Genomic DNA, 19,776 nt, shown 5'->3' with positions numbered 1-19,776 from the left:
CTACAATTAAATTTCGGTATTGACCATATGATTGGCAACTAAACATAATCGTTCATACAAGTAATCGCTAACGCCAGCAGGCAATTGTGCTGCTTGAATTGCGATATACATATTTTCTAACCAAGCATCACGCTCGGCGTTTGTGATTCTGAACGCTAAATGCCGTTTTCTCAACATCGGGTGGCCATGTTCTTCAGTATATAGCTTGGGCCCTCCAAGAAATTGGGTTAAAAACTGCTTTTGTTTACGACTTGTTTCTTCGAAATCTCCTGGAAATAAATGGTTGAGTCGATCATCTTGTTCTACTAATCGATAGAAATGATCAATCATATCATAAAGTGCGTCAGGTCCAATGATGTCATAAGGTGTTTGGTTCATTTTCTTCACCATATCTAAATAATATAATACTAATATAACATGAATTTTTACATTTGGAAGTAATTTGACTTTTGACAATAACCGGTCAATGTCTATGGTTCAGCTCTGATTTACGAGTGAAAAAGCGTTGGACTTTATTGTTCGGTTTTTCGTGTGTCATACCGAATTCTTTAAGTATTTCGTCGAATCGTTGTTTCCCTTGATCGTGATCCTCAACTTCGAATTCCAATTCGTAGTCTACACGATCCAAATAGCTACTTTTATCTAGTACTAACAAATTATCCCCGAGTTTCCGTTCCATGCGTTCCGTCGTCAGTGAACCTAGTATTGTTAAATCTGATAGATCGACATCCATTGTTTTAAGTTGGTTTAAAATATCATCAGGTAACTCATCTGGTTGGATAATTTGATCTATGTGAGGTACTAGATCTACATCATGGTTGTATTCGGTTAAGCCAACTTCTGCAGGTACTTTCAATGTCATTTCATATTGATCATCATGCTCACGAATGCGTAAGGCAGAATGATGTTCACGAAGTGTAAAATCTGATGTTTCTATATAATAGTTTGTTTGAACAAAGGGTGTCTGTGATTGGAAGTATGTGTCATAAATACTGTTATACTGAGCTTGAGTTAACAGTTGTTTAAATTCGATTTCGTTATGTGTCGACATCTAATCACCTCTTAAGCCTTATTATGCCTCAGTTCAATGTATATTTAAAATAATTCACCCTACGAGATAAGGCGCCATTAAGCATGTGATTCAACATTTTCAACATGGGAGCAACGGACAGTTTAAACTAAACGATATGATGGAGGTTGCGCGTGTGAAGTCGTCTTAAATTATGTTAAAATGAATAGGAACAAGGAGGATTAAACTCGGTATGCGTATATATGTGAATGAAATGAAAGTTAAAGATAACCAAATTTTGTGCTATACTGACAAATCGACTGAAGGCTTTACAGAAGCGGGACAAATGTTGGTAGATAGCGATAACTATGGTCTTGCCTATATTTTAGACGATGGTCAATCGTATTCTTATTTAATCTTTGTGAGAGAAACGTGGTCCATGCTACATGAAAATAAAGGTAAACAAATTGTAGTTAATGATGACTTAGTGTTAGAACAATTCGATAATGAATTGGATTACATACTTGAAAATATTGAAGGAAATTCTAATTATGGTAAAGAATTCGTTCAAGAAGTAGAAACTATTTTTGAACTCGGATAAAAAATGATGATGTGAGAGTTGACTGAAGCGGAGTGAGGCAATATGAATCAATGGGATCAGTTTTTAGCTCCATACAAACAAGCAGTAGATGAATTAAAAATTAAATTAAAAGGGCTCAGAAAGCAATACGAAGTCGGTGATAATGCTTCACCGATCGAGTTTGTTACAGGTCGTGTTAAACCGTTAACAAGTATTATTGATAAAGCTAACAAACGTAACATCTCTTTTGATCGCTTACATGAAGAAATGTATGACATCGCAGGATTACGTATTATGTGTCAGTTTGTAGACGACATTGCGGTGGTCGTGAACCTGTTAAGACAGCGTAAAGACTTCGAAGTGGTGGAAGAACGGGACTATATCAGTAATACAAAACAAAGTGGGTACCGTTCTTATCATGTAATCATCGCGTATCCCATCGAAACGTTAAGTGGTAATAAGCAAATTTTAGCGGAAATCCAGATTCGTACACTGGCGATGAATTTCTGGGCAACCATTGAACACACTTTGAGATATAAATATGATGGAGACTATCCACCAGAAATTCAGCATCGACTAGAACGTGCAGCAGAAGCAGCCTTCCTACTCGATGAAGAAATGTCAGAGATTAAAGATGAAATACAAGAGGCACAAAAATATTATTCGAAAAAGCGGTCGAAAAAGTAAAATTTTGACGAATGGGGTGTAATCATGCGCTATGCAATATTATCAAAAGGTGATTCAAAGTCGAATGCATTGAAGCAAAAGATGATTAATCACATGTCAGATTTTCAAATGGTTCAAGATGAAGAAAATCCAGAAATTGTCATTTCTGTCGGTGGTGACGGGACATTATTACAAGCTTTCCATCGTTATAGTCATTTGTTATCAGACTGTGCGTTTGTAGGGATACATACAGGACATCTTGGCTTCTACGCTGACTGGCTACCTCATGAAATCGAAAAATTAATTATCGAAATTAATAATTCTGAGTTCCAAGTGATCGAATACCCACTTTTAGAAATCATTGTGCGTTACAACAATAATGGATATGAGACACGTTACCTCGCACTAAATGAGGCAACGATGAAGACCGAAAATGGTTCGACACTGGTAGTAGACGTCAATATTAGAGGCAAACACTTCGAACGCTTTCGTGGTGATGGGTTATGTATTTCAACGCCATCGGGTTCAACCGCATATAACAAAGCGCTGGGTGGTGCGTTGATACACCCTTCATTAGAAGTCATTCAGATTGCTGAAATTGCTTCGATTAATAACAGAGTCTTCCGTACTGTAGGCTCTCCGCTTGTCTTGCCGAAACACCATACATGTTTAATTAAACCGGTCAATCACGATTCCATTTTGACAACGATCGATCATGTGAGTATTAAACATAGAGATGTCAATGCGATTCAATACCGTGTTGCGAATGAAAAGATTCGTTTTGCTCGCTTTAGACCTTTCCCATTCTGGAAACGTGTGCATGATTCATTCATTTCTAGTGAGGATGACGAATAATGCAGTTTGAGTACCGCATCACACAAGAAGAAACGGTCAAATCTTTTTTACAACGACATCAGTATTCAAAGAAAGTGATGAGCGCCATTAAACGTAATGGCGCTTTAATTGTTAATGGTAACCCTGTGACTGTGAGAAAGGAACTGACGGTGAATGATGCGTTAACGGTCAAGCTACCTGAAGAGCATCCGAGTGAGAGTCTCAGGCCAGAGAAAAGTGATTTACATATTTTATATGAAGATGATTACTTGTTGATCGTATCAAAAAATGCAGGGCAGAATACATTGCCTTCAAGAGAACATCCACATCACAGTTTAGTCGAACAAGCACTGGGACATTTACAGCAATCAGCTTCTGAAGTGCCACATATTATTACACGACTCGATCGTAATACGTCAGGGATTGTTATGTTCTCAAAACATGGCTTTATCCATCATTTGATGTCGACCGTACCGATTCATAAACAGTATCTATGTATTTGCGAAGGAGAAGTGCCTGAAAAAGGTGTGATCGAAGCACCGATTGCACGTAAAGCGACAAGTATTATAGAGCGAACGGTAGATTTTGAAAAAGGTAAATATGCAAAGACAGGTTTTAAACGTTTACAGTTTAACGGCGAATACAGCCTATGCGCGGTACAGCTTTATACAGGACGAACCCATCAAATACGTGTTCATTTTCAGCATATCGGACATCCATTAGTCGGCGATGGGTTATATGGGGGCCCTACAGGTATGTATGCACATCAGCTACTGCGATGTACTGCTGTCGCATTTCAACACCCTATCACAGGTGAGGAGATTCAGATTAAAGATCAGTACCAACCTATTGAAACACTCTTTGAGATGGTATGACGGTTTCATCTCAACTGTGTAAAATATTTTTTAATTTTAGGCAATGCGGTTTTCATTTAACAACATTCATAATATAGTTAACAATGTATGCAGATTTATTTTTATCATTTAGACTATGGAGGTGGCTTACGGTGACTAACGATAATGATACAAAATTATTGGATGATGAAGAGGTTTATAACAAATCGTTATTAGACCAACTTTTAAGCGAAAATAACATCGACGACTTCAGAGAAGAATTTTTGTCCATGCATACGTATGAACAAAGTGAATACTTTGAAGATAGTGATGATGAAGTACGCCAAGCAATATTCGAAGTACTATCTCCACAAGAAGTGGCGGAATTCTTCGACCAATTGGAAATGGATGATGAAGCGTACGAGGATTTATTTGAGACGATTAACGCCAATTATGCGAGCAAAGTCTTAGAAGATATGTCGTACGATAATGCCGTGGACATTATGAATCATCTATCCAAACAGAAAATAGTCAGCCTCTTAACCTTGATGAATCAAGAGGACAGCAAAGAAATCAAGGCATTGCTGCATTATGAAGAGGATACGGCCGGTGGTATCATGACGACCGAGTATATTTCTCTCAAATCAACCATGCCAGTTCGAGAAGCATTATTACAGGTGAAAGAACAAGCACCTGATGCAGAAACTATTTATATGATATATGCAGTTAACAACGACAAACAACTCGTTGGGGTGCTCTCACTCAGAGACTTAATCACTGCAGAAAACGACGCATACATAGAAGATGTCATGCAAGAGCGTGTGATCAGCGTGAATGTAGCAGATGACCAAGAAGATGTCGCTCAAAAAATGAGGGACTATGATTTCATCGCCATCCCTGTACTGGATTACCAAGATCATTTACTCGGGATTATCACAATCGATGATATCTTAGACGTTATGGATGAAGAGGCAAGTGAGGACTACTCTCGTTTAGCCGGTGTCTCTGACGTCGATGCGACTAATACATCAATCGTTAAAACATCTGCACAGCGTCTACCTTGGTTAATTGTACTCACATTCTTAGGTATGATTACAGCGACGATTTTAGGTTCGTTTGAAGAAACGTTATCACAAGTGGCATTACTGGCAGCCTTTATCCCAATCATTAGTGGGATGTCCGGAAACTCTGGGACACAATCATTGGCCGTGTCTGTACGTAACATTTCTACCGGTGAAATCGATGAAAAAAGTAAATTTAAGGTTGCTTTAAGAGAAGCGGGAAGCGGATTTTTGAGTGGCTTTGTCTGTGCCATCATCTTATGTTTAATCATCATTATTTTATATCGTGAACCAATCTTAGCACTGATTGTCGGTGGCAGTTTAACTGTCGCAATGACAGTAGGTACGTTAGTCGGTTCAATCATTCCACTCATCATGAATAAATTTAATATTGACCCTGCTGTAGCGAGTGGTCCATTTATTACGACGATCAATGATATCGTCAGCATGTTAATCTATTTCGGTTTAGCGACCACATTTATGTCTTATTTAGTATAGAGGGGTGACCTATGGAATTTGTATCGTTAGTCATTGTTGTATTAGCAGCGTTCTTTACACCGATCATTGTAAATCGACTTAATATTACATTCATCCCTGTTGTCGTCGCAGAAATATTAATGGGTATCGTCATCGGTCATTCTTTCTTAGATCTCGTTGAGAAAGACAACGTATTAAATATTTTATCGACACTTGGTTTTATTTTCCTCATGTTCTTAAGCGGGTTAGAAATCGACTTTAAAGCATTTAAAAAAGATACATCTAGTAAAGCAGAAGCGAGAGAGAAAAAGTCGATGCCAGGTCATTTCCAACTCGCACTGACTGTCTTTATGCTCATCATGATTATCTCCGTGCTTTTTGCATATCTCTTCAAATGGTTTGGTTTAATCGATGATGTCTTACTAATGGTGATTATTATTTCCACTATCTCTTTAGGTGTGGTAGTCCCTACATTAAAAGAAATGAACATCATGCGCACAACCATTGGTCAGTTTATCTTACTCGTTGCAGTACTGGCTGATTTAGTTACGATGATTCTATTAACATTTTATGGGGCACTCAACGCTTCGGGCGGTGCGTCTCTATGGTTAATCGGTATCCTCGGCGTATTCACCGTCATCTTTTATTTTATTGGCGGTTTGTTCAAGAAGGCGAAGTTTTTACATAAACTGATGGATGGTACGACACAAATCGGTATTAGAGCCGTTTTCGCGTTGATCATCTTGCTTGTAGCACTCGCAGAAGGTGTCGGTGCAGAAAATATTTTAGGTGCGTTCCTTGCTGGGGTTGTCGTCTCATTACTAGGACCTGCAGAAGATATGGTCGAAAAATTAGACTCATTTGGTTATGGATTCTTTATTCCAATCTTCTTCATCATGGTCGGTGTTGATTTAGATATACCTTCATTGATAAAAGAGCCGAAATTACTATTGATCATTCCGATTTTAATGGTAGCATTTTTAATTTCTAAATTAATCCCTGTTTACTATATTCATCGCTGGTTTGATCATCGTACGACGATCGCATCTGGTTTTCTCTTAACATCTACGTTATCGCTCGTCATTGCATCAGCGAAAATTGCAGAACAACTAGAAACGATTTCTAGTGAAACATCTGGTATTTTAATCTTGAGTGCCGTCATTACTTGCGTGATTGTACCGGTTGTATTTAAAAAATTATTCCCAATGCCAGAAGAAGCGACACGTCGTATTGAAGTTAGTTTAATCGGGAAAAACCAATTAACGATTCCTATAGCGCAAAATCTGTCTTCACAACTTTATGCAGTTTCACTGTATTTCCGTAATGATTTGAGTAAAACACGAAATCTGCCGGAAGATATCGACCTGATAGAAATTACAGATTACGATCCAGAAATACTGACACGCTTAGGTCTGTTTGATCGAAATATCGTCGTTTGTTCCACAAATAATGATGAAATTAATAAAAATGTAGCTAAAATGGCGAAACAACAAGGTGTAAAACGCGTCATCTGTCGTCTAGAAGGGGATACGGAAGACCCTGAACTGCATAAAATGGGTGTTGAAATCTTCAGTAGTTATATGAGTAATAAGATTTTACTTAAAGGCTTAATTGAAACACCAAACATGTTGAACTTGTTAAGTAATGTTGAGACATCACTTTACGAAATTGCGATGTTGAATCATCAATATGATCATATGCAGTTACGACACTTCCCATTCAGTGGCGATATTATCTTCGTCAGAATTATACATAACAATGAATCTATCGTGCCACATGGGGATACACAATTGCGTTATCGTGACCGCTTGATCGTCACAGGTTCGAAAGAATATGTAGATGAATTAAAACGCGAATTAGAATTTTATTATTAAAGCTTATCCGTTGTTTCACATGAATAACAATAAATAAATTGTTTAAAGGCTTGTGACAATGTTAAAATAACCGTGAATGAATTTTAAGTAAAGTTAAATAAAAGGAGTTCTCATATGTTTAGTTTAGAAGGAAAAACTTATGTCATTATGGGTATTGCGAATAAACGCAGTATCGGTTTTGGGGTTGCCAAAGTATTAGACCAATTAGGTGCGAAATTGGTATTTACTTATCGTAAAGATCGCAGCCGTAAAGAATTGGAAAAATTATTAGATCAACTTAATCAAGATGAACCAAAAATGTATCAAATCGATGTTCAAAAAGATGATGATGTCATCAATGGCTTTGCGAAAATCGGTGAAGAAGTAGGTCAAATCGATGGTCTCTACCACTCTATCGCATTTGCGAATGTCGAAGAATTACGTGGACGCTTCAGCGAGACTTCTCGTGATGGTTTCTTATTAGCACAAGATATCAGTTCATTCTCACTGACAATCGTAGCACGTGAAGCAAGCAAAATTATGAAAGATGGCGGTAGTATCGTTGCGACAACATACATCGGCGGCGAATACGCAATTCCAAGTTATAACGTGATGGGTATTGCGAAAGCGAGCTTAGAAGCTTGTGTGAAATACCTCGCATTAGATCTTGGACAAGACAATATCCGTGTCAATGCGATTTCAGCTGGTCCAATCCGCACATTAAGTGCAAAAGGTGTCGGTAACTTCAATTCAATTCTTAAAGAAATTGAACAACGTTCACCATTACAACGTAATGTTGACCAAGAAGAAGTTGGTAAAACTGCTGCATTCTTACTCAGTGATTTAGCGAGCGGTGTAACTGGCGAAAACATTCACGTGGATGCTGGATTCCACGCTACAAAATAATAGATTATATACAATGCTGAAGGAAGGGAACGAATGACGTGATGGGTTCCCTTCCTTTTTTATGCGTTAATTCGATGGGGGTAGCATTAATCAGATAATCGCGCGAGTTATCACAGTTAATATTCAAGAAGGAATGATGTTATGCAATTACAAAAAATACGAGACTATATGACACAAAAGCTTTCTACTGATCAAACGGGACATGATTTAACACATATTCAAAGAGTTGAGAAGATTGCTTTAAAAATAGCTCAATCTGAACATGTCGATGAAAAAGGACGAGAAATTATCTTAGCAGCCGTATATTTGCACGATACGATAGATGATAAAGTGGTCGCAGATGTTGAAGCAGCAATAGAGGAAACGACTGCAGTATTAAAAGAAGCGGGTGCATTGGCTGAAGATCAACAACAGATAATGGATATTATTTTAAACATGTCCTATGCCAAAAATTTAGAGCATCCGAAAGCGCTCAATCGTTTAGGGTAAATCGTGCAAGATGCGGATAGAATCGACGCTTTAGGAGCCATAGGTATTGCACGCGCTTTTTACTATGGTGGTACAAAAGGACATCCTATGTATGATGAAACTGCGCCACGATCATTAGATGAGCTTACTGAGGAGAATTATAGAGATCGTGCGAGTGTTGTGAATCATTTTCATGAGAAATTATTACATCTTGAAGATTCGATGAATACGGATATGGGGAAACGTATTGCTTCAGAAAGAACCGAAACGATGAGGACCTTTTTACAAACTTTGAATGAAGAAATTAACGGAGAACGATAAGACAATACGGTGCTGGGGGGGGGTCAATCGCACCGAGTTTTGAGATTATAACAAAGAAAAGGCTATGACACTGATCGATCTCAGTCTCATAGCCTTTTTGTATGGATATGTTGCTAATCCTTCACATCGCTATTTGCTTTGTCAACAATCTGTTGTCGATGGTTAAAGATATTAACAACCACTGTTTTAATGACTGCATATAATGGTACAGCGACTAAGATAAGTACGAATCCACCTAAGTTACCAGCAGCAAGTATCACTACAATAATTGTAAGTGGGTGAATGCTGAGTGATTTACCCATAACATTTGGTGTGATGACGTTACCTTCAAGTTGTTGAGCGATTAATGTAATGATACATACCCATATAAACGTTGCAGGACTTTGGATGATTGCGATGATCGCAGCTGGTGCGAATGCCATCCATGGTCCTAAGAACGGAATCATGTTGGCAACACATGCGAACATGACGAGGAGTAATGTGTAGTTCAAGCCAACAATTGTATATCCTATGTAAAGAATGATACCTAAGATAATACTTACTGTAACTTGGCCTTGGATGTAAGATTTTAATGTATGGTCTAAGTCTTTTAATAAACGTGTAACGAAGACTTTTCTTTCCCCTTTAAATAAACGTGCGATGAACGGGATGAAACGTTCATGGTCTTTAAGCATGTAAATTAAGAAGAAAGGTACCATGATAAGTAAGAATAATGTTGAAATGAACGAAGTCACATATCCTATTGAGTTAGATAGAATATCCATCACGTTGTTACTCAATGATTTGATCACGCTATGGATACGTTCTGTTACTTCATTTGGTAAACGATCCATTTGATTTAACACGAGTTGAACGAGATGTTGAATTTCACTTTGAAGTGCTGGGATATGTCTAATCAAGTTCTCAATTTGTTCGTAAATCAACGGTCCGATGATACCAATAACGATACCACCGAGGATGATTAAACCAACAAAGATGAGTGAGATACTGCCCCATCTTGGCACTTTGTGTTTTTCAAGTATCTTTTGGAATGGTAAGCAGATATAGAATAAGAATCCGCTTAATAATAATGGTAGTAACACGGATTGTAAAATAATTACAAACGGGATAAAGACTTCATGTACTTCCATTATTAATTTAATCAATAGGAATAAAATTAATAATGCGATCCCCGCGCGGAACCAAACCTTTTTCAGCATAGAAGCGCTCCTCCTATTTTAATTTAATATATTACAACATAAACAAGTATATCTTAAATACGCTGTGAACAAAAGTTTAAAATAAAGGATTATTTTATTTAGACTCGCGCGACTCTTTGAATCATAAAAACATATCAATTTTTTACGAATGCAAATAAATAGTGTGTTGTATTACTGAATCAAATCATACTACATAACTATATATTATTATTAAATAAAAGAAACAAAGGATAAAATAAAAAATGCATTGTACGGAACTTGAAGTTTGTGTATAATGATAGAAAATTCTTAATCTTTATTTGGTTTATTAAAGGGGGAAGTTTTATGTTAGAGAATGTCGTAGCGTGGCTGAATGAAATTGTGTGGAGTAAACCACTCGTCTTCGGTCTATTAATTACTGGTACTTTATTCACATTGATGATGCGATTCTTCCAGGTGAGGCATTTTAAAGAAATGATTCGTCTCATGTTTCAAGGGGAAAAATCACCTACAGGGATCTCAAGTTTCCAAGCGATTGCACTGTCTTTAGCAGGTCGTGTCGGAACAGGTAATATCGTCGGGGTATCTACCGCGATCTTTATCGGTGGACCAGGAGCGATTTTTTGGATGTGGGTTGTTGCGTTTCTTGGCGCGAGTAGTGCCTTTATCGAATCTACACTTGGTCAGATCTTTAAGAGAGAAGAACGTGGCGAGTATCGTGGGGGTCCTGCATTTTACATCGAATATGGGATCAAAGGGCGCTTAGGTCGTATTTATGGTATTATCTTTGCGATTGTGACAGTTATTTCAGTAGGTCTCTTATTACCTGGGGTTCAATCTAATGCGATTGCGAGTTCAATGAAAAATGCGTTCCAAATTGAGCCATGGATTGTAGCAGTGATCTTAGCAATCTTACTCGCGTTAATCATTTTTGGTGGGGTAAAATCGATTGCGAATGTAGCGACTGCTGTCGTACCTTTTATGGCAATCATTTACATCATTATGGCACTGGTTATTATCGTGTTACATATCGACCAAGTACCAGCGTTGTTCGCACTTATTTTCAAATCTGCATTTGGCATGGAAGCTGCATTTGGTGGGATCTTTGGTGCGATGATTGAAATCGGTGTGAAACGTGGATTATACTCTAACGAAGCTGGTCAAGGGACAGGGCCACATGCGGCTGCAGCGGCGGAAGTTTCTCACCCAGCTAAACAAGGTTTAGTACAAGCATTTTCAGTTTATGTCGATACATTATTTGTTTGTACGGCTACTGCGTTAATTATTTTAATTTCTGGTACATACAACGTGACAGATGGCGGTACAGACGCTAAAGGAAACCCAACTTTACTAAAAGATAACGGAATATTCGTACAAATGTCAGAGGGCGGTAGAGATTATTCAGGTACTGCAATGTATGCACAAGCAGGTATCGATAAAGCATTCCAAGGTAGCCATTATCACTTTGATCCGACATTCTCTGGCCTTGGTTCTTACTTCATTGCGATTGCGTTGTTCTTCTTCGCATTTACAACAATCCTTGCATACTATTACATTACAGAAACGAATATTGCATATTTAACACGTAGCGCGTCTAAAGGAACAACAAAGCTATGGATCAACATCACGCGTTTACTTCTCATCTTTGCTGCGGTATATGGGGCAGTAAAAACAGCCGACTTAGCATGGAGCATGGGTGATTTAGGGGTAGGTATGATGGCTTGGTTAAACATTATTGCGATCTGGATATTGTGTAAACCTGCTTTAAGTGCATTGCGTGATTATGAGAAGCAGAAAAAATCATTGGGTTCAGGTCGATATGCGATTTACAAACCAAACCCAGCTGAATTACCGAATGCAGTTTTTTGGTTAAAAGATTATCCTGCACGTCTGAAAGCTGAGAAATTTGATTCAAAAGAAAAACACTAAACACAATTCAATGTCATACGTTTAAAATCAATGCGTCTCTTGGTACAATGAAGGAAAAGTACGAGGGGGCGCATTTTGTGACAACATTTAAACCAGGAGAAGTTACTCGTGTTCATTTTCCAAGTAACATATTAAACAGGGATATTACGTTATCCATTTATTTACCGAAATCTTATTCTGCGCTCCAACAATACAAAGTTATTTTTTGTTTTGATGGTCGTGATTTTTTCAGCTTTGGTCAAATTCATCGTAAGTATGAAAAGTTACGCCAAACCGACCAGATCGATAATGCGATCTTTGTAGGCTTTCATTATGAAACGGTCGATAAGCGACGTGAAGAATTTCATCCTCAGGGAGAGCGCGCACCACTTACTGTAAAAGCGATGGCGCATGAGTTGTTACCTTATATTGAAGCGCAATTTCCAACTTATCGTTTAGCGAATAGCCGCATCTTGTTAGGGGATAGTTTAGCAGGAAGTATTGCACTGTTGACTGCGTTATCGTATCCACGTATTTTTAGTCAAGTCGGTGTCTTGAGTCCGCAACATGATGACGTCCTCACTCAATTGCTGGATCGCTGTCAATTCAAATCCAATTTAACAATATGGCAAGCAGTTGGGAAGGAAGAAAATGATTTTGCATTACCTACGACTGGAAAACGTGCAGACTTTTTAACACCGAATCGACAGCTACATGAATACATTGCTGCGACAGAGATTACACATCACTATGAAGAGTTTGAGGGTGGTCATAGATGGAAATCATGGCAAGGCTTACTCGATAACTTATTATTGTATTTCCTAAGAAATGAGTAAACATAAGTTGTGAAGTGCAAAGATATCGTCATAAATACGATTAAAAGTGACGAAGTTATTTGAATTTTGATATAATAGTAATATGTTAAACAAAGGAGGAGTTTCAATGAAGTTAGGATTAGCATTAATACCATCTCAACCATTCCAAGATGAAGTGAATGCTTACCGTAAACGTTATGATTCTCACTATGCTCAAATCTTACCGCATGTGACGATTAAAAGTAGTTTTGAAATTCAAGACTCTGAATTAGATCAAGTCAAAGAAACAATTCAATCTAAAGTGGAAGGGATTCCCGCTGTAGATATACATGCCACAAAAGCGTCAAGCTTTGCTCCAACTAATAATGTGATTTATTTTAAAGTAGAAAAAACAGAAGCGTTGGAACAATTATTTGACCAATTCAACAACGGTGACTTCTACGGCAAACCAGAACATCCATTTGTACCACACTTCACAATCGTTCAAGGTTTAACTAGCCAAGAATTTGAAGATGTTTATGGACAAGTTAAATTAGCAGGTGTCGATATTAAAGAAACAGTGGATACTTTATCACTCTTATCATTTGATGAAGAAGCAGATAAATGGGACGTCATTGATACGTACAAATTAGGTTGAGCTTTATTCAAGTGACACAAGATATACTGTTCATTCAAACGGATAACATAAACAAAAATGGTGTGATATGCTTGTAACTCAAGCACGTCACACCATTTCTATATTTTAAGATACTTTTATTTTGTGCTCGGTTTACGATTTTTGAAGAAATAAACCCCGTAGAAGATGGCTAGGAATACGAACACAAGGGCAGAGAAATAAAACGTATTGTTGACGCTTCCTGTTAAATCAGAAAGGGGACCACCGACTAATGGTCCAAGCATTGATCCAAAACCTTGGACACTGTTGAAAATACCCCAAGTCTCTTCTTGTTCTGCAGGATCAATGTGGCTTGCCATAAAGGTGTTCCATGCAGGAAGCAACAGGCCGTACATTAAGCCGATGAAGATGGCTAATACCCATACGACATAAATATTAGTAATGATTGAGAGTGCGAAAATCATCACCGCATACATGATGAAACCGCCGAAAATCATGCTATACATAAACATTTTACCATTGTGGTCAATCATTTTAGATAAGAATAACATCGCAAACGCACATCCAATACCCCCGATGACGAGTGCAATTGTATATTCAACAGTGGATACGCCCACTGTTTTTGTCGCATATGTAGGTAAGATAGGCACAAGGGCAGTAATAGAGGCACCTTGTAACAGAATACCAGGGAAGAGAATCATGTGCCGTTTCATTACATGCACAATTTGCCCTAGTTGTTCACCCACTGGCTTCGTTTGATAATTGGTAAGTCGTATTTTCACGAAGTAAAATAATATCCATGCGATTAAGACGACTAAGGACATTAAGAATGTAAAGCGTGTAGGATGGAATTTGAATAACAAGTTCATTAACACCATACCTAAGAGGAGACCGGTTAACCATGAGAAATAGACATAGCCCATTTCTTTACCACGTCTAGCCTCGTCCACACTTGCAAGCATGATGACCCATATTGGGCTCACGGCGATACCAAGCACGATTGCACTAACGAGCAACACAATCGGATTCGTCGGCATCCAAATGACTAAGAATAAACTAACAAAAGCGAGCAAGAACCCGAGTGTTAAGACGAGTTTCGCACCGAGTCGTTTAAGTAAGAACCCGATGACAAAGTTGGTCGCAGCATCTGAGATGAAGTGCAGCGAGATGGCTACCGATGTCACACTCACTGCAATGGAAGTTGCAGTCGGCAAGATAGATAAATAACTTAAGATATACATTCCTCGTCCGAATTCCATTAAGAATAAGATGACGAGCATGATAATGAAAGTTCGATTTGATCTATGATTTAACGAAGAGCTTTGCATATAAAGGTATCTTTCCATAAACTTTTTCACTCGCACCAGAATGATAGAGTAAGTCGAGTAAATCTCTACAAAGTTTATAAGTTGTATACTGAATTCTTGCTTCTGTCATATTTTGCGTCATGCGATTTAATCGATCCATGTCATTGATCAAATCACCGACGATTTCAATGGCTTCGGTTGCGTTTTGAGCAATTTTCCCAAAGTTTTTATCCTCGAAGTAATGCGCATTTTCCAACTCCTGACCTGGCGCAGGATCTAAGAATACGAGTGGGATACGACGGGTGAGGGCTTCAGAAATGGTGATACCACCTGGCTTCGTGATCATCAGTTCACTGGAAGCCATCCATTCGTTCATATCATTGGTATAACCAAGGATGAGCACATTGTCATAATCTTTAAATTGTGTTGAAAGTGTGCGTTTTAGTTTTTTATTCCGTCCACAAATCATGACGACTTGTGCATGCGGGCTCCGTAACAGGATGTCATTGATCATTTCATCGAATCCTTTAGAGACCCCAAATGCACCTGCTGACATGAGGATCGTCGGTTTATCTGGATCGAGTTGGTTTTGCGTGAGCCAAGCAGTTCGATCGATATCTTCTTCAAATTTATCTGAAATTGGGATCCCAGTTACTTTTAATTTTTCTCTAGGGACACCGGCAGCTACAAATTCATCTCTAAGGTCATTGGTAGCGAGATAATATCTTTCAGATTGAGGGGTTATCCAATTTTTGTGCAATCTGTAATCTGTCATCACCGTTGCGATTGGAATGTTGATGTTAAATTGTTCTGTTAACACAGACATTACCGGAGTAGGGAATGTGAGCAAGATTAAGTTTGGTTTTTCTTTTAATAACAGATTGATTAATTTATTGAGACCATAGTATTTATAGAAACACTTGTCCAATTTGTCAGGACGGCTATAGTAAAAATTTTTGTACATATTTCTAAAGTATTTAAAGCTATTGATGTACCATTTTTTACAGATAGACGTTAATATTGGATGTGCCTCTAAAAATAAGTCGTTTTCAATCACAGATAGATTGCTGATATTCATTTCATTCAATTGATTTACGATACTGTGTGTTACTTGCAAATGGCCATTACCAAATGAACCTGTAATAATGAGTATTTTTTTATTTTGAGTAACCATAGAGATGAAGTCACCCTCCAGTATTTTTGTTACACGCCTCGTAAGTGTAACTTATTTTATTAGCATGTGGAAGCAATAATATCGGAACTCACGCATGATACTGTTTTATGATATGGTTATATATGTTTCATATTAAATGCAAATGAAAGTATATAAATAACTATCTCTTCAAGGTTATCTTAACACTTAATGACAGGATTGTAATGAAGTTTACCCTCATTTCATAAATATTAAATAAAATTTTAACATTGAAATCATCTTAAGTTAATAAAATACATATAAATAAGTAGAAAATAAAGTGAAGCTATCTTCAATTTTTCATTTTCAAAGTCGAAAGCTTCAATATAATGAAATAAAAATATTTATAGAGATAAATTGACATAGTTGAATGATGTTAACCATCAAGAAAAACGTGTATAATAGAACTATTGAGAAAAAGGAGCGTTCACTGTTGAAAGCAAACGAATTATTTAGCAAAATCAAAGTCAAACAAGTCATTGGTTCATTAGATAAAGAAGTGAATGATATTACAACGGATTCACGTACAGCTGAAGCGGGGAGTATATTTGTTGCTTCTGTAGGCTATACGGTGGATAGTCATCAATTTTGTCAGCAAGTTGCAGATGCGGGTTGTGAGATCGTTGTCGTGAATCAAGCCCAAGATTTAAACAGTGACATCACGCAAGTCGTTGTTCCGGATACATTACGCGTAGCGAGCTTACTTGTAAATGAATTATACCATTACCCAAGCCAACAACTCGTGACTTACGGCGTCACTGGAACAAACGGAAAAACATCTATAGCGACAATGATCCATAATGTTCATAGAAGAATGGATAAAGGCAGTGCCTATCTCGGTACAAATGGTTTTCAAATTAATGAAGAGAAATCAAAAGGTGTAAATACCACACCTGAAACCGTCACATTGACGAAGAAAATCAACCAAGCCGTTGAACAAGGTGCTGAAGCGATGACATTAGAAGTTTCAAGTCATGGTTTAGCACTCGGTCGTCTTCGTGGTGTTGAATTTGATGTAGCGATCTTTTCAAATCTTACAAAAGATCATCTTGATTTTCATGGGTCTATGGAAGCATATGGTCATGCTAAATCACTCTTGTTCAGTCAACTCGGTGAAGACTTAAGTAAAGATAAAGCGGTTGTCTTAAACAATGATGATCCGTTTTCAGAGTATTTAGCTTCGGTCACACCTTATGAAGTGTTGACGTACGGTATCGATCAGGACGCACAGTTTACAGCGCAAAACATTGAAGAGTCATTACAAGGCGTGGCGTTTGATTTTGTCACACCTGAAGGCACGTATCATGTGCAGTCGCCGTACATTGGTAAATTTAATATTTCTAACTTAATGGCTGCGATGATTGCGATTTGGAGTAAAGGCACTACTTTTGAAACGATCATCAAAGCGGTAGAATCAGCCGAACCTGTGGAAGGTCGTCTTGAAGTGTTAGATCGAGACTTACCGATCGATTTAATCATTGATTACGCACACACTGCAGATGGCATGAACAAATTGATCGAAGCTGTAAAACCTTTCGTTAAACAAAAACTTATTTTCCTCGTCGGTATGGCTGGGGAACGTGATATGTCGAAAACACAAGAGATGGGTCAAGTCGCTTGTCAGGCAGATTACGTCATTTTCACGCCTGATAACCCAGCAAATGATGATCCAAAAATGTTGACGGCTGAATTAGCTAAAGGCGCGACACATGATCAATATGTAGAATTTGAAGATCGAGCTGAAGGCATACGACATGCAATTGAAGTATCTGAACCTGGGGATACGGTTGTATTAGCTTCTAAAGGTAGAGAACCTTATCAAATCATGCCTGGTCATGTTAAAGTACCGCATAGAGATGATTTAATCGGATTAGAAGCGGCTTATGAAAAATACGGTGGTGGCCCGGTTGAAGATTAGGTCACTACCTGATGTATTTGGTAATGCGCGTACGTACATCGCGCATCTACCGGACGAACATGTTTATTTGATCGCTATTCCAGATTTTGAATGGTCGATCGAGTTATCGGAAGAAGCATCTCAAAGTGAAATAGAAGATACACTTGTCATGCATTTATTTAGTGAAATGGATGAATCACAAGCAACGTTGCTTGCCTCTTATATAAGCAATTGGATATTTGAAGACAAAGGAGCAAATGAATGAGTATTAATAATGAAATCGAATCAAGAAAAACATTTGCGATTATTTCCCACCCGGACGCGGGAAAAACTACTTTAACTGAAAAGCTACTCCTTTTTGGTGGTGCGATTCGTGAAGCAGGTACAGTTAAAGGTAAGAAAATAGGGAAATTCGCAACGAGTGACTGGATGAAAGTCGAACAAGAACGTGGGATTTCTGTGACAAGTTCTGTCATGCAATTTAATTATGACAATTATCACATTAACATTCTAGATACACCAGGGCACGAGGATTTCTCAGAAGATACGTATCGTACGTTAATGGCTGTAGACAGCGCAGTGATGGTAATTGACTGTGCCAAAGGGATTGAACCACAAACGCTTAAATTATTTAAAGTATGTAAAATGCGTGGTATTCCAATCTTTACCTTCATTAATAAATTGGATCGTGTTGGTAAAGAACCATTTGAATTATTAAATGAAATAGAAGAAACACTCAATATCGATACATATCCGATGAATTGGCCAATCGGCATGGGACAAAGTTTCTTTGGTATTATCGATCGTGCTTCTAAAACAATCGAACCTTTTAGAGATGAAGAAAATATCCTTCATTTAAATGATGATTTTGAATTAGAAGAAGATCATGAAATCAAACAAGATAGTGCGTTTGAACAAGCGATAGAAGAATTGATGCTTGTAGATGAAGCAGGTGAAAAATTCGATAATGATGCATTACTTAACGGTGAACTTACACCTGTGTTCTTCGGTTCTGCCTTAGCGAACTTCGGTGTAGAAAACTTCTTAAATGTATACGTGGATTATGCACCGATGCCAAGTGCTCGTCAGACAAATGAAGATGTTGAAGTCAGTCCATTTAGTCCAGATTTCTCAGGATTCATTTTCAAAATTCAAGCGAATATGGATCCTAAACACCGTGACCGTATCGCATTTATGCGTGTGGTGAGTGGGGAATTTGAACGTGGTATGGATGTTCAGCTTCAACGCACGAAGAAAAAACAAAAAATCACGCGATCAACTTCCTTTATGGCGGATGATAAAGAAACAGTGAACCGAGCTGTTGCCGGTGATATCGTCGGACTTTACGATACAGGAAACTATCAAATCGGTGATACGCTCGTGAATGGTAATCAAAAATTCAGTTTCCAAGATTTACCACAATTCACACCGGAAATCTTTATGAAGGTTTCAGCCAAAAACGTAATGAAACAAAAACACTTCCATAAAGGGATTGAGCAACTCGTGCAAGAAGGTGCCATTCAATATTATAAAACCCTTCACACGAACCAAATCATCCTTGGTGCAGTGGGTCAACTTCAATTTGAAGTCTTTGAACATCGCATGAAGAACGAATATAACGTGGATATTGTTATGGAACCTGTCGGCCAAAAAATTGCACGCTGGGTTGAAAATGAGGAAGATATTCAAGATAAGATGAATACGTCACGCTCTATACTCGTGAAAGACCGTTACGATCATTTATTATTCTTGTTTGAAAATGAATTTGCTACACGCTGGTTTGAAGATAAATTTCCTGAAATCAAACTATATAGTTTGTTATAAGCGCTAAGATTGTGTATAATACAATCAAAAT

Annotated in this window: 20 protein-coding genes; 15 read left to right on the top strand and 5 right to left on the bottom strand. The window is 37.9% G+C overall.

Annotated elements, in window-relative coordinates; genetic code table 11:
- Nucleotides 1–6 precede the first annotated feature (6 nt).
- Together ACSBRB_RS03850 and ACSBRB_RS03845 are read right to left on the bottom strand one after the other, a co-directional pair.
- Nucleotides 7–378, bottom strand: coding sequence for a truncated hemoglobin YjbI (locus tag ACSBRB_RS03850; RefSeq protein ID WP_435031693.1), 372 nt, complete (start codon nucleotides 376–378; stop codon nucleotides 7–9).
- A gap of 85 nt (nucleotides 379–463) precedes the next feature.
- Nucleotides 464–1,051: a CYTH domain-containing protein gene (locus ACSBRB_RS03845; protein WP_435031692.1), complete on the bottom strand. Its 588-nt coding sequence runs from the start codon at nucleotides 1,049–1,051 to the stop codon at nucleotides 464–466.
- Nucleotides 1,052–1,262: 211 nt separating this feature from the next.
- Here ACSBRB_RS03845 and ACSBRB_RS03840 point away from each other — a divergent pair, with 211 nt between their 5' ends.
- From ACSBRB_RS03840 to ACSBRB_RS03800, 9 genes are all read left to right on the top strand, one after another.
- Nucleotides 1,263–1,610: a UPF0738 family protein gene (locus ACSBRB_RS03840; protein ID WP_059106475.1), complete on the top strand. Its 348-nt coding sequence runs from the start codon at nucleotides 1,263–1,265 to the stop codon at nucleotides 1,608–1,610.
- A 42-nt stretch (nucleotides 1,611–1,652) separates the two neighbouring features.
- Nucleotides 1,653–2,276 carry a GTP diphosphokinase gene (yjbM, locus tag ACSBRB_RS03835; RefSeq protein WP_059106476.1) on the top strand — a complete coding sequence of 208 codons (624 nt, stop codon included), beginning with the start codon at nucleotides 1,653–1,655 and terminating at the stop codon, nucleotides 2,274–2,276.
- Between the two features lie 24 nt (nucleotides 2,277–2,300).
- Nucleotides 2,301–3,110 (top strand): NAD kinase, encoded by an 810-nt coding sequence (locus ACSBRB_RS03830; RefSeq protein ID WP_435031691.1) that lies wholly within the window; start codon nucleotides 2,301–2,303, stop codon nucleotides 3,108–3,110.
- On the top strand, nucleotides 3,110–3,964 hold the full coding sequence (locus tag ACSBRB_RS03825) for an RluA family pseudouridine synthase (RefSeq protein ID WP_435031690.1): 855 nt from the start codon (nucleotides 3,110–3,112) through the stop codon (nucleotides 3,962–3,964). The genes ACSBRB_RS03830 and ACSBRB_RS03825 overlap by 1 nt, the downstream gene beginning before the upstream one ends.
- Nucleotides 3,965–4,095: 131 nt before the next feature.
- The gene (gene mgtE / locus ACSBRB_RS03820) at nucleotides 4,096–5,481 is read left to right on the top strand and encodes a magnesium transporter (RefSeq protein WP_435031689.1); all 1,386 of its coding nucleotides are present in this window, start codon (nucleotides 4,096–4,098) and stop codon (nucleotides 5,479–5,481) included.
- An 11-nt stretch (nucleotides 5,482–5,492) separates the two neighbouring features.
- The gene (locus ACSBRB_RS03815) at nucleotides 5,493–7,334 is read left to right on the top strand and encodes a cation:proton antiporter domain-containing protein (RefSeq protein ID WP_435031688.1); all 1,842 of its coding nucleotides are present in this window, start codon (nucleotides 5,493–5,495) and stop codon (nucleotides 7,332–7,334) included.
- A gap of 114 nt (nucleotides 7,335–7,448) precedes the next feature.
- Nucleotides 7,449–8,219 carry an enoyl-ACP reductase FabI gene (fabI, locus tag ACSBRB_RS03810; protein WP_435031687.1) on the top strand — a complete coding sequence of 257 codons (771 nt, stop codon included), beginning with the start codon at nucleotides 7,449–7,451 and terminating at the stop codon, nucleotides 8,217–8,219.
- 141 nt (nucleotides 8,220–8,360) lie between these two features.
- Nucleotides 8,361–8,708, top strand: a complete 348-nt coding sequence (locus ACSBRB_RS03805; RefSeq protein ID WP_435031686.1) for an HD domain-containing protein — start codon at nucleotides 8,361–8,363, stop codon at nucleotides 8,706–8,708.
- Nucleotides 8,709–8,711: 3 nt separating this feature from the next.
- Nucleotides 8,712–9,008, top strand: coding sequence for an HD domain-containing protein (locus ACSBRB_RS03800; RefSeq protein WP_435031685.1), 297 nt, complete (start codon nucleotides 8,712–8,714; stop codon nucleotides 9,006–9,008).
- Between the two features lie 113 nt (nucleotides 9,009–9,121).
- Here ACSBRB_RS03800 and cozEa read toward each other — a convergent pair whose 3' ends face one another.
- Entirely contained in the window at nucleotides 9,122–10,207 is a 1,086-nt protein-coding gene (cozEa, locus tag ACSBRB_RS03795; protein ID WP_435031684.1) for a lipoteichoic acid biosynthesis protein CozEa, read from the bottom strand.
- 324 nt (nucleotides 10,208–10,531) lie between these two features.
- Here cozEa and ACSBRB_RS03790 point away from each other — a divergent pair, with 324 nt between their 5' ends.
- The 3 genes from ACSBRB_RS03790 to ACSBRB_RS03780 all read left to right on the top strand — a co-directional run bounded on the left by ACSBRB_RS03790 (nucleotide 10,532) and on the right by ACSBRB_RS03780 (nucleotide 13,546).
- Nucleotides 10,532–12,115 carry an alanine/glycine:cation symporter family protein gene (locus ACSBRB_RS03790; protein WP_435031683.1) on the top strand — a complete coding sequence of 528 codons (1,584 nt, stop codon included), beginning with the start codon at nucleotides 10,532–10,534 and terminating at the stop codon, nucleotides 12,113–12,115.
- A 77-nt stretch (nucleotides 12,116–12,192) separates the two neighbouring features.
- Entirely contained in the window at nucleotides 12,193–12,930 is a 738-nt protein-coding gene (locus ACSBRB_RS03785; RefSeq protein WP_435031682.1) for an esterase family protein, read from the top strand.
- 106 nt (nucleotides 12,931–13,036) lie between these two features.
- Nucleotides 13,037–13,546, top strand: coding sequence for a YjcG family protein (locus tag ACSBRB_RS03780; RefSeq protein ID WP_278926387.1), 510 nt, complete (start codon nucleotides 13,037–13,039; stop codon nucleotides 13,544–13,546).
- Nucleotides 13,547–13,662: 116 nt separating this feature from the next.
- On the opposite strand, the gene ltaA is transcribed toward ACSBRB_RS03780, so the two are convergent.
- Nucleotides 13,663–14,853 carry a lipoteichoic acid biosynthesis MFS flippase LtaA gene (gene ltaA / locus ACSBRB_RS03775; protein ID WP_435031681.1) on the bottom strand — a complete coding sequence of 397 codons (1,191 nt, stop codon included), beginning with the start codon at nucleotides 14,851–14,853 and terminating at the stop codon, nucleotides 13,663–13,665.
- Nucleotides 14,828–16,006: a diglucosyl diacylglycerol synthase gene (locus ACSBRB_RS03770; RefSeq protein ID WP_435031680.1), complete on the bottom strand. Its 1,179-nt coding sequence runs from the start codon at nucleotides 16,004–16,006 to the stop codon at nucleotides 14,828–14,830. Before ACSBRB_RS03770 ends, ltaA begins: the two co-directional genes overlap by 26 nt.
- A 451-nt stretch (nucleotides 16,007–16,457) precedes the next feature.
- On the opposite strand from ACSBRB_RS03770, the gene ACSBRB_RS03765 reads away from it, so the two are divergent.
- Genes ACSBRB_RS03765 through ACSBRB_RS03755 form a run of 3 tightly spaced genes read left to right on the top strand, consistent with a single transcriptional unit; the run spans nucleotide 16,458 to nucleotide 19,745 of the window.
- The gene (locus ACSBRB_RS03765; protein WP_435031679.1) at nucleotides 16,458–17,942 is read left to right on the top strand and encodes a UDP-N-acetylmuramoyl-L-alanyl-D-glutamate--L-lysine ligase; all 1,485 of its coding nucleotides are present in this window, start codon (nucleotides 16,458–16,460) and stop codon (nucleotides 17,940–17,942) included.
- Entirely contained in the window at nucleotides 17,932–18,186 is a 255-nt protein-coding gene (locus tag ACSBRB_RS03760; RefSeq protein WP_435031678.1) for a YueH family protein, read from the top strand. Before ACSBRB_RS03765 ends, ACSBRB_RS03760 begins: the two co-directional genes overlap by 11 nt.
- Complete coding sequence (locus ACSBRB_RS03755; RefSeq protein ID WP_435031677.1) at nucleotides 18,183–19,745, top strand: peptide chain release factor 3; 1,563 nt, start codon at nucleotides 18,183–18,185, stop codon at nucleotides 19,743–19,745. The genes ACSBRB_RS03760 and ACSBRB_RS03755 overlap by 4 nt, the downstream gene beginning before the upstream one ends.
- Nucleotides 19,746–19,776 lie beyond the last annotated feature (31 nt).

Origin of the sequence: Staphylococcus auricularis (assembly GCF_051172115.1) — a bacterium.
GTDB classification, from domain to species: Bacteria; Bacillota; Bacilli; order Staphylococcales; family Staphylococcaceae; genus Staphylococcus; species Staphylococcus auricularis_A.
The sequence above is the reverse complement of the archived record's forward strand: the minus strand, read 5'-3'. Positions and strand labels throughout refer to the sequence as shown.

What these genes read in the sequence shown, in the direction of transcription:
- ltaA (WP_435031681.1), bottom strand. Translation starts at nt 14,853, where the DNA reads ATGCAAAGCTCTTCGTTAAATCATAGATCAAATCGAACTTTCATTATC.
- ACSBRB_RS03780 (WP_278926387.1), top strand. Translation starts at nt 13,037, where the DNA reads ATGAAGTTAGGATTAGCATTAATACCATCTCAACCATTCCAAGATGAA.
- ACSBRB_RS03790 (WP_435031683.1), top strand. Translation starts at nt 10,532, where the DNA reads ATGTTAGAGAATGTCGTAGCGTGGCTGAATGAAATTGTGTGGAGTAAA.
- ACSBRB_RS03825 (WP_435031690.1), top strand. Translation starts at nt 3,110, where the DNA reads ATGCAGTTTGAGTACCGCATCACACAAGAAGAAACGGTCAAATCTTTT.
- ACSBRB_RS03850 (WP_435031693.1), bottom strand. Translation starts at nt 378, where the DNA reads ATGAACCAAACACCTTATGACATCATTGGACCTGACGCACTTTATGAT.
- fabI (WP_435031687.1), top strand. Translation starts at nt 7,449, where the DNA reads ATGTTTAGTTTAGAAGGAAAAACTTATGTCATTATGGGTATTGCGAAT.
- ACSBRB_RS03770 (WP_435031680.1), bottom strand. Translation starts at nt 16,006, where the DNA reads ATGGTTACTCAAAATAAAAAAATACTCATTATTACAGGTTCATTTGGT.
- ACSBRB_RS03840 (WP_059106475.1), top strand. Translation starts at nt 1,263, where the DNA reads ATGCGTATATATGTGAATGAAATGAAAGTTAAAGATAACCAAATTTTG.
- ACSBRB_RS03805 (WP_435031686.1), top strand. Translation starts at nt 8,361, where the DNA reads ATGCAATTACAAAAAATACGAGACTATATGACACAAAAGCTTTCTACT.
- ACSBRB_RS03845 (WP_435031692.1), bottom strand. Translation starts at nt 1,051, where the DNA reads ATGTCGACACATAACGAAATCGAATTTAAACAACTGTTAACTCAAGCT.
- ACSBRB_RS03830 (WP_435031691.1), top strand. Translation starts at nt 2,301, where the DNA reads ATGCGCTATGCAATATTATCAAAAGGTGATTCAAAGTCGAATGCATTG.
- cozEa (WP_435031684.1), bottom strand. Translation starts at nt 10,207, where the DNA reads ATGCTGAAAAAGGTTTGGTTCCGCGCGGGGATCGCATTATTAATTTTA.
- ACSBRB_RS03815 (WP_435031688.1), top strand. Translation starts at nt 5,493, where the DNA reads ATGGAATTTGTATCGTTAGTCATTGTTGTATTAGCAGCGTTCTTTACA.
- yjbM (WP_059106476.1), top strand. Translation starts at nt 1,653, where the DNA reads ATGAATCAATGGGATCAGTTTTTAGCTCCATACAAACAAGCAGTAGAT.
- ACSBRB_RS03755 (WP_435031677.1), top strand. Translation starts at nt 18,183, where the DNA reads ATGAGTATTAATAATGAAATCGAATCAAGAAAAACATTTGCGATTATT.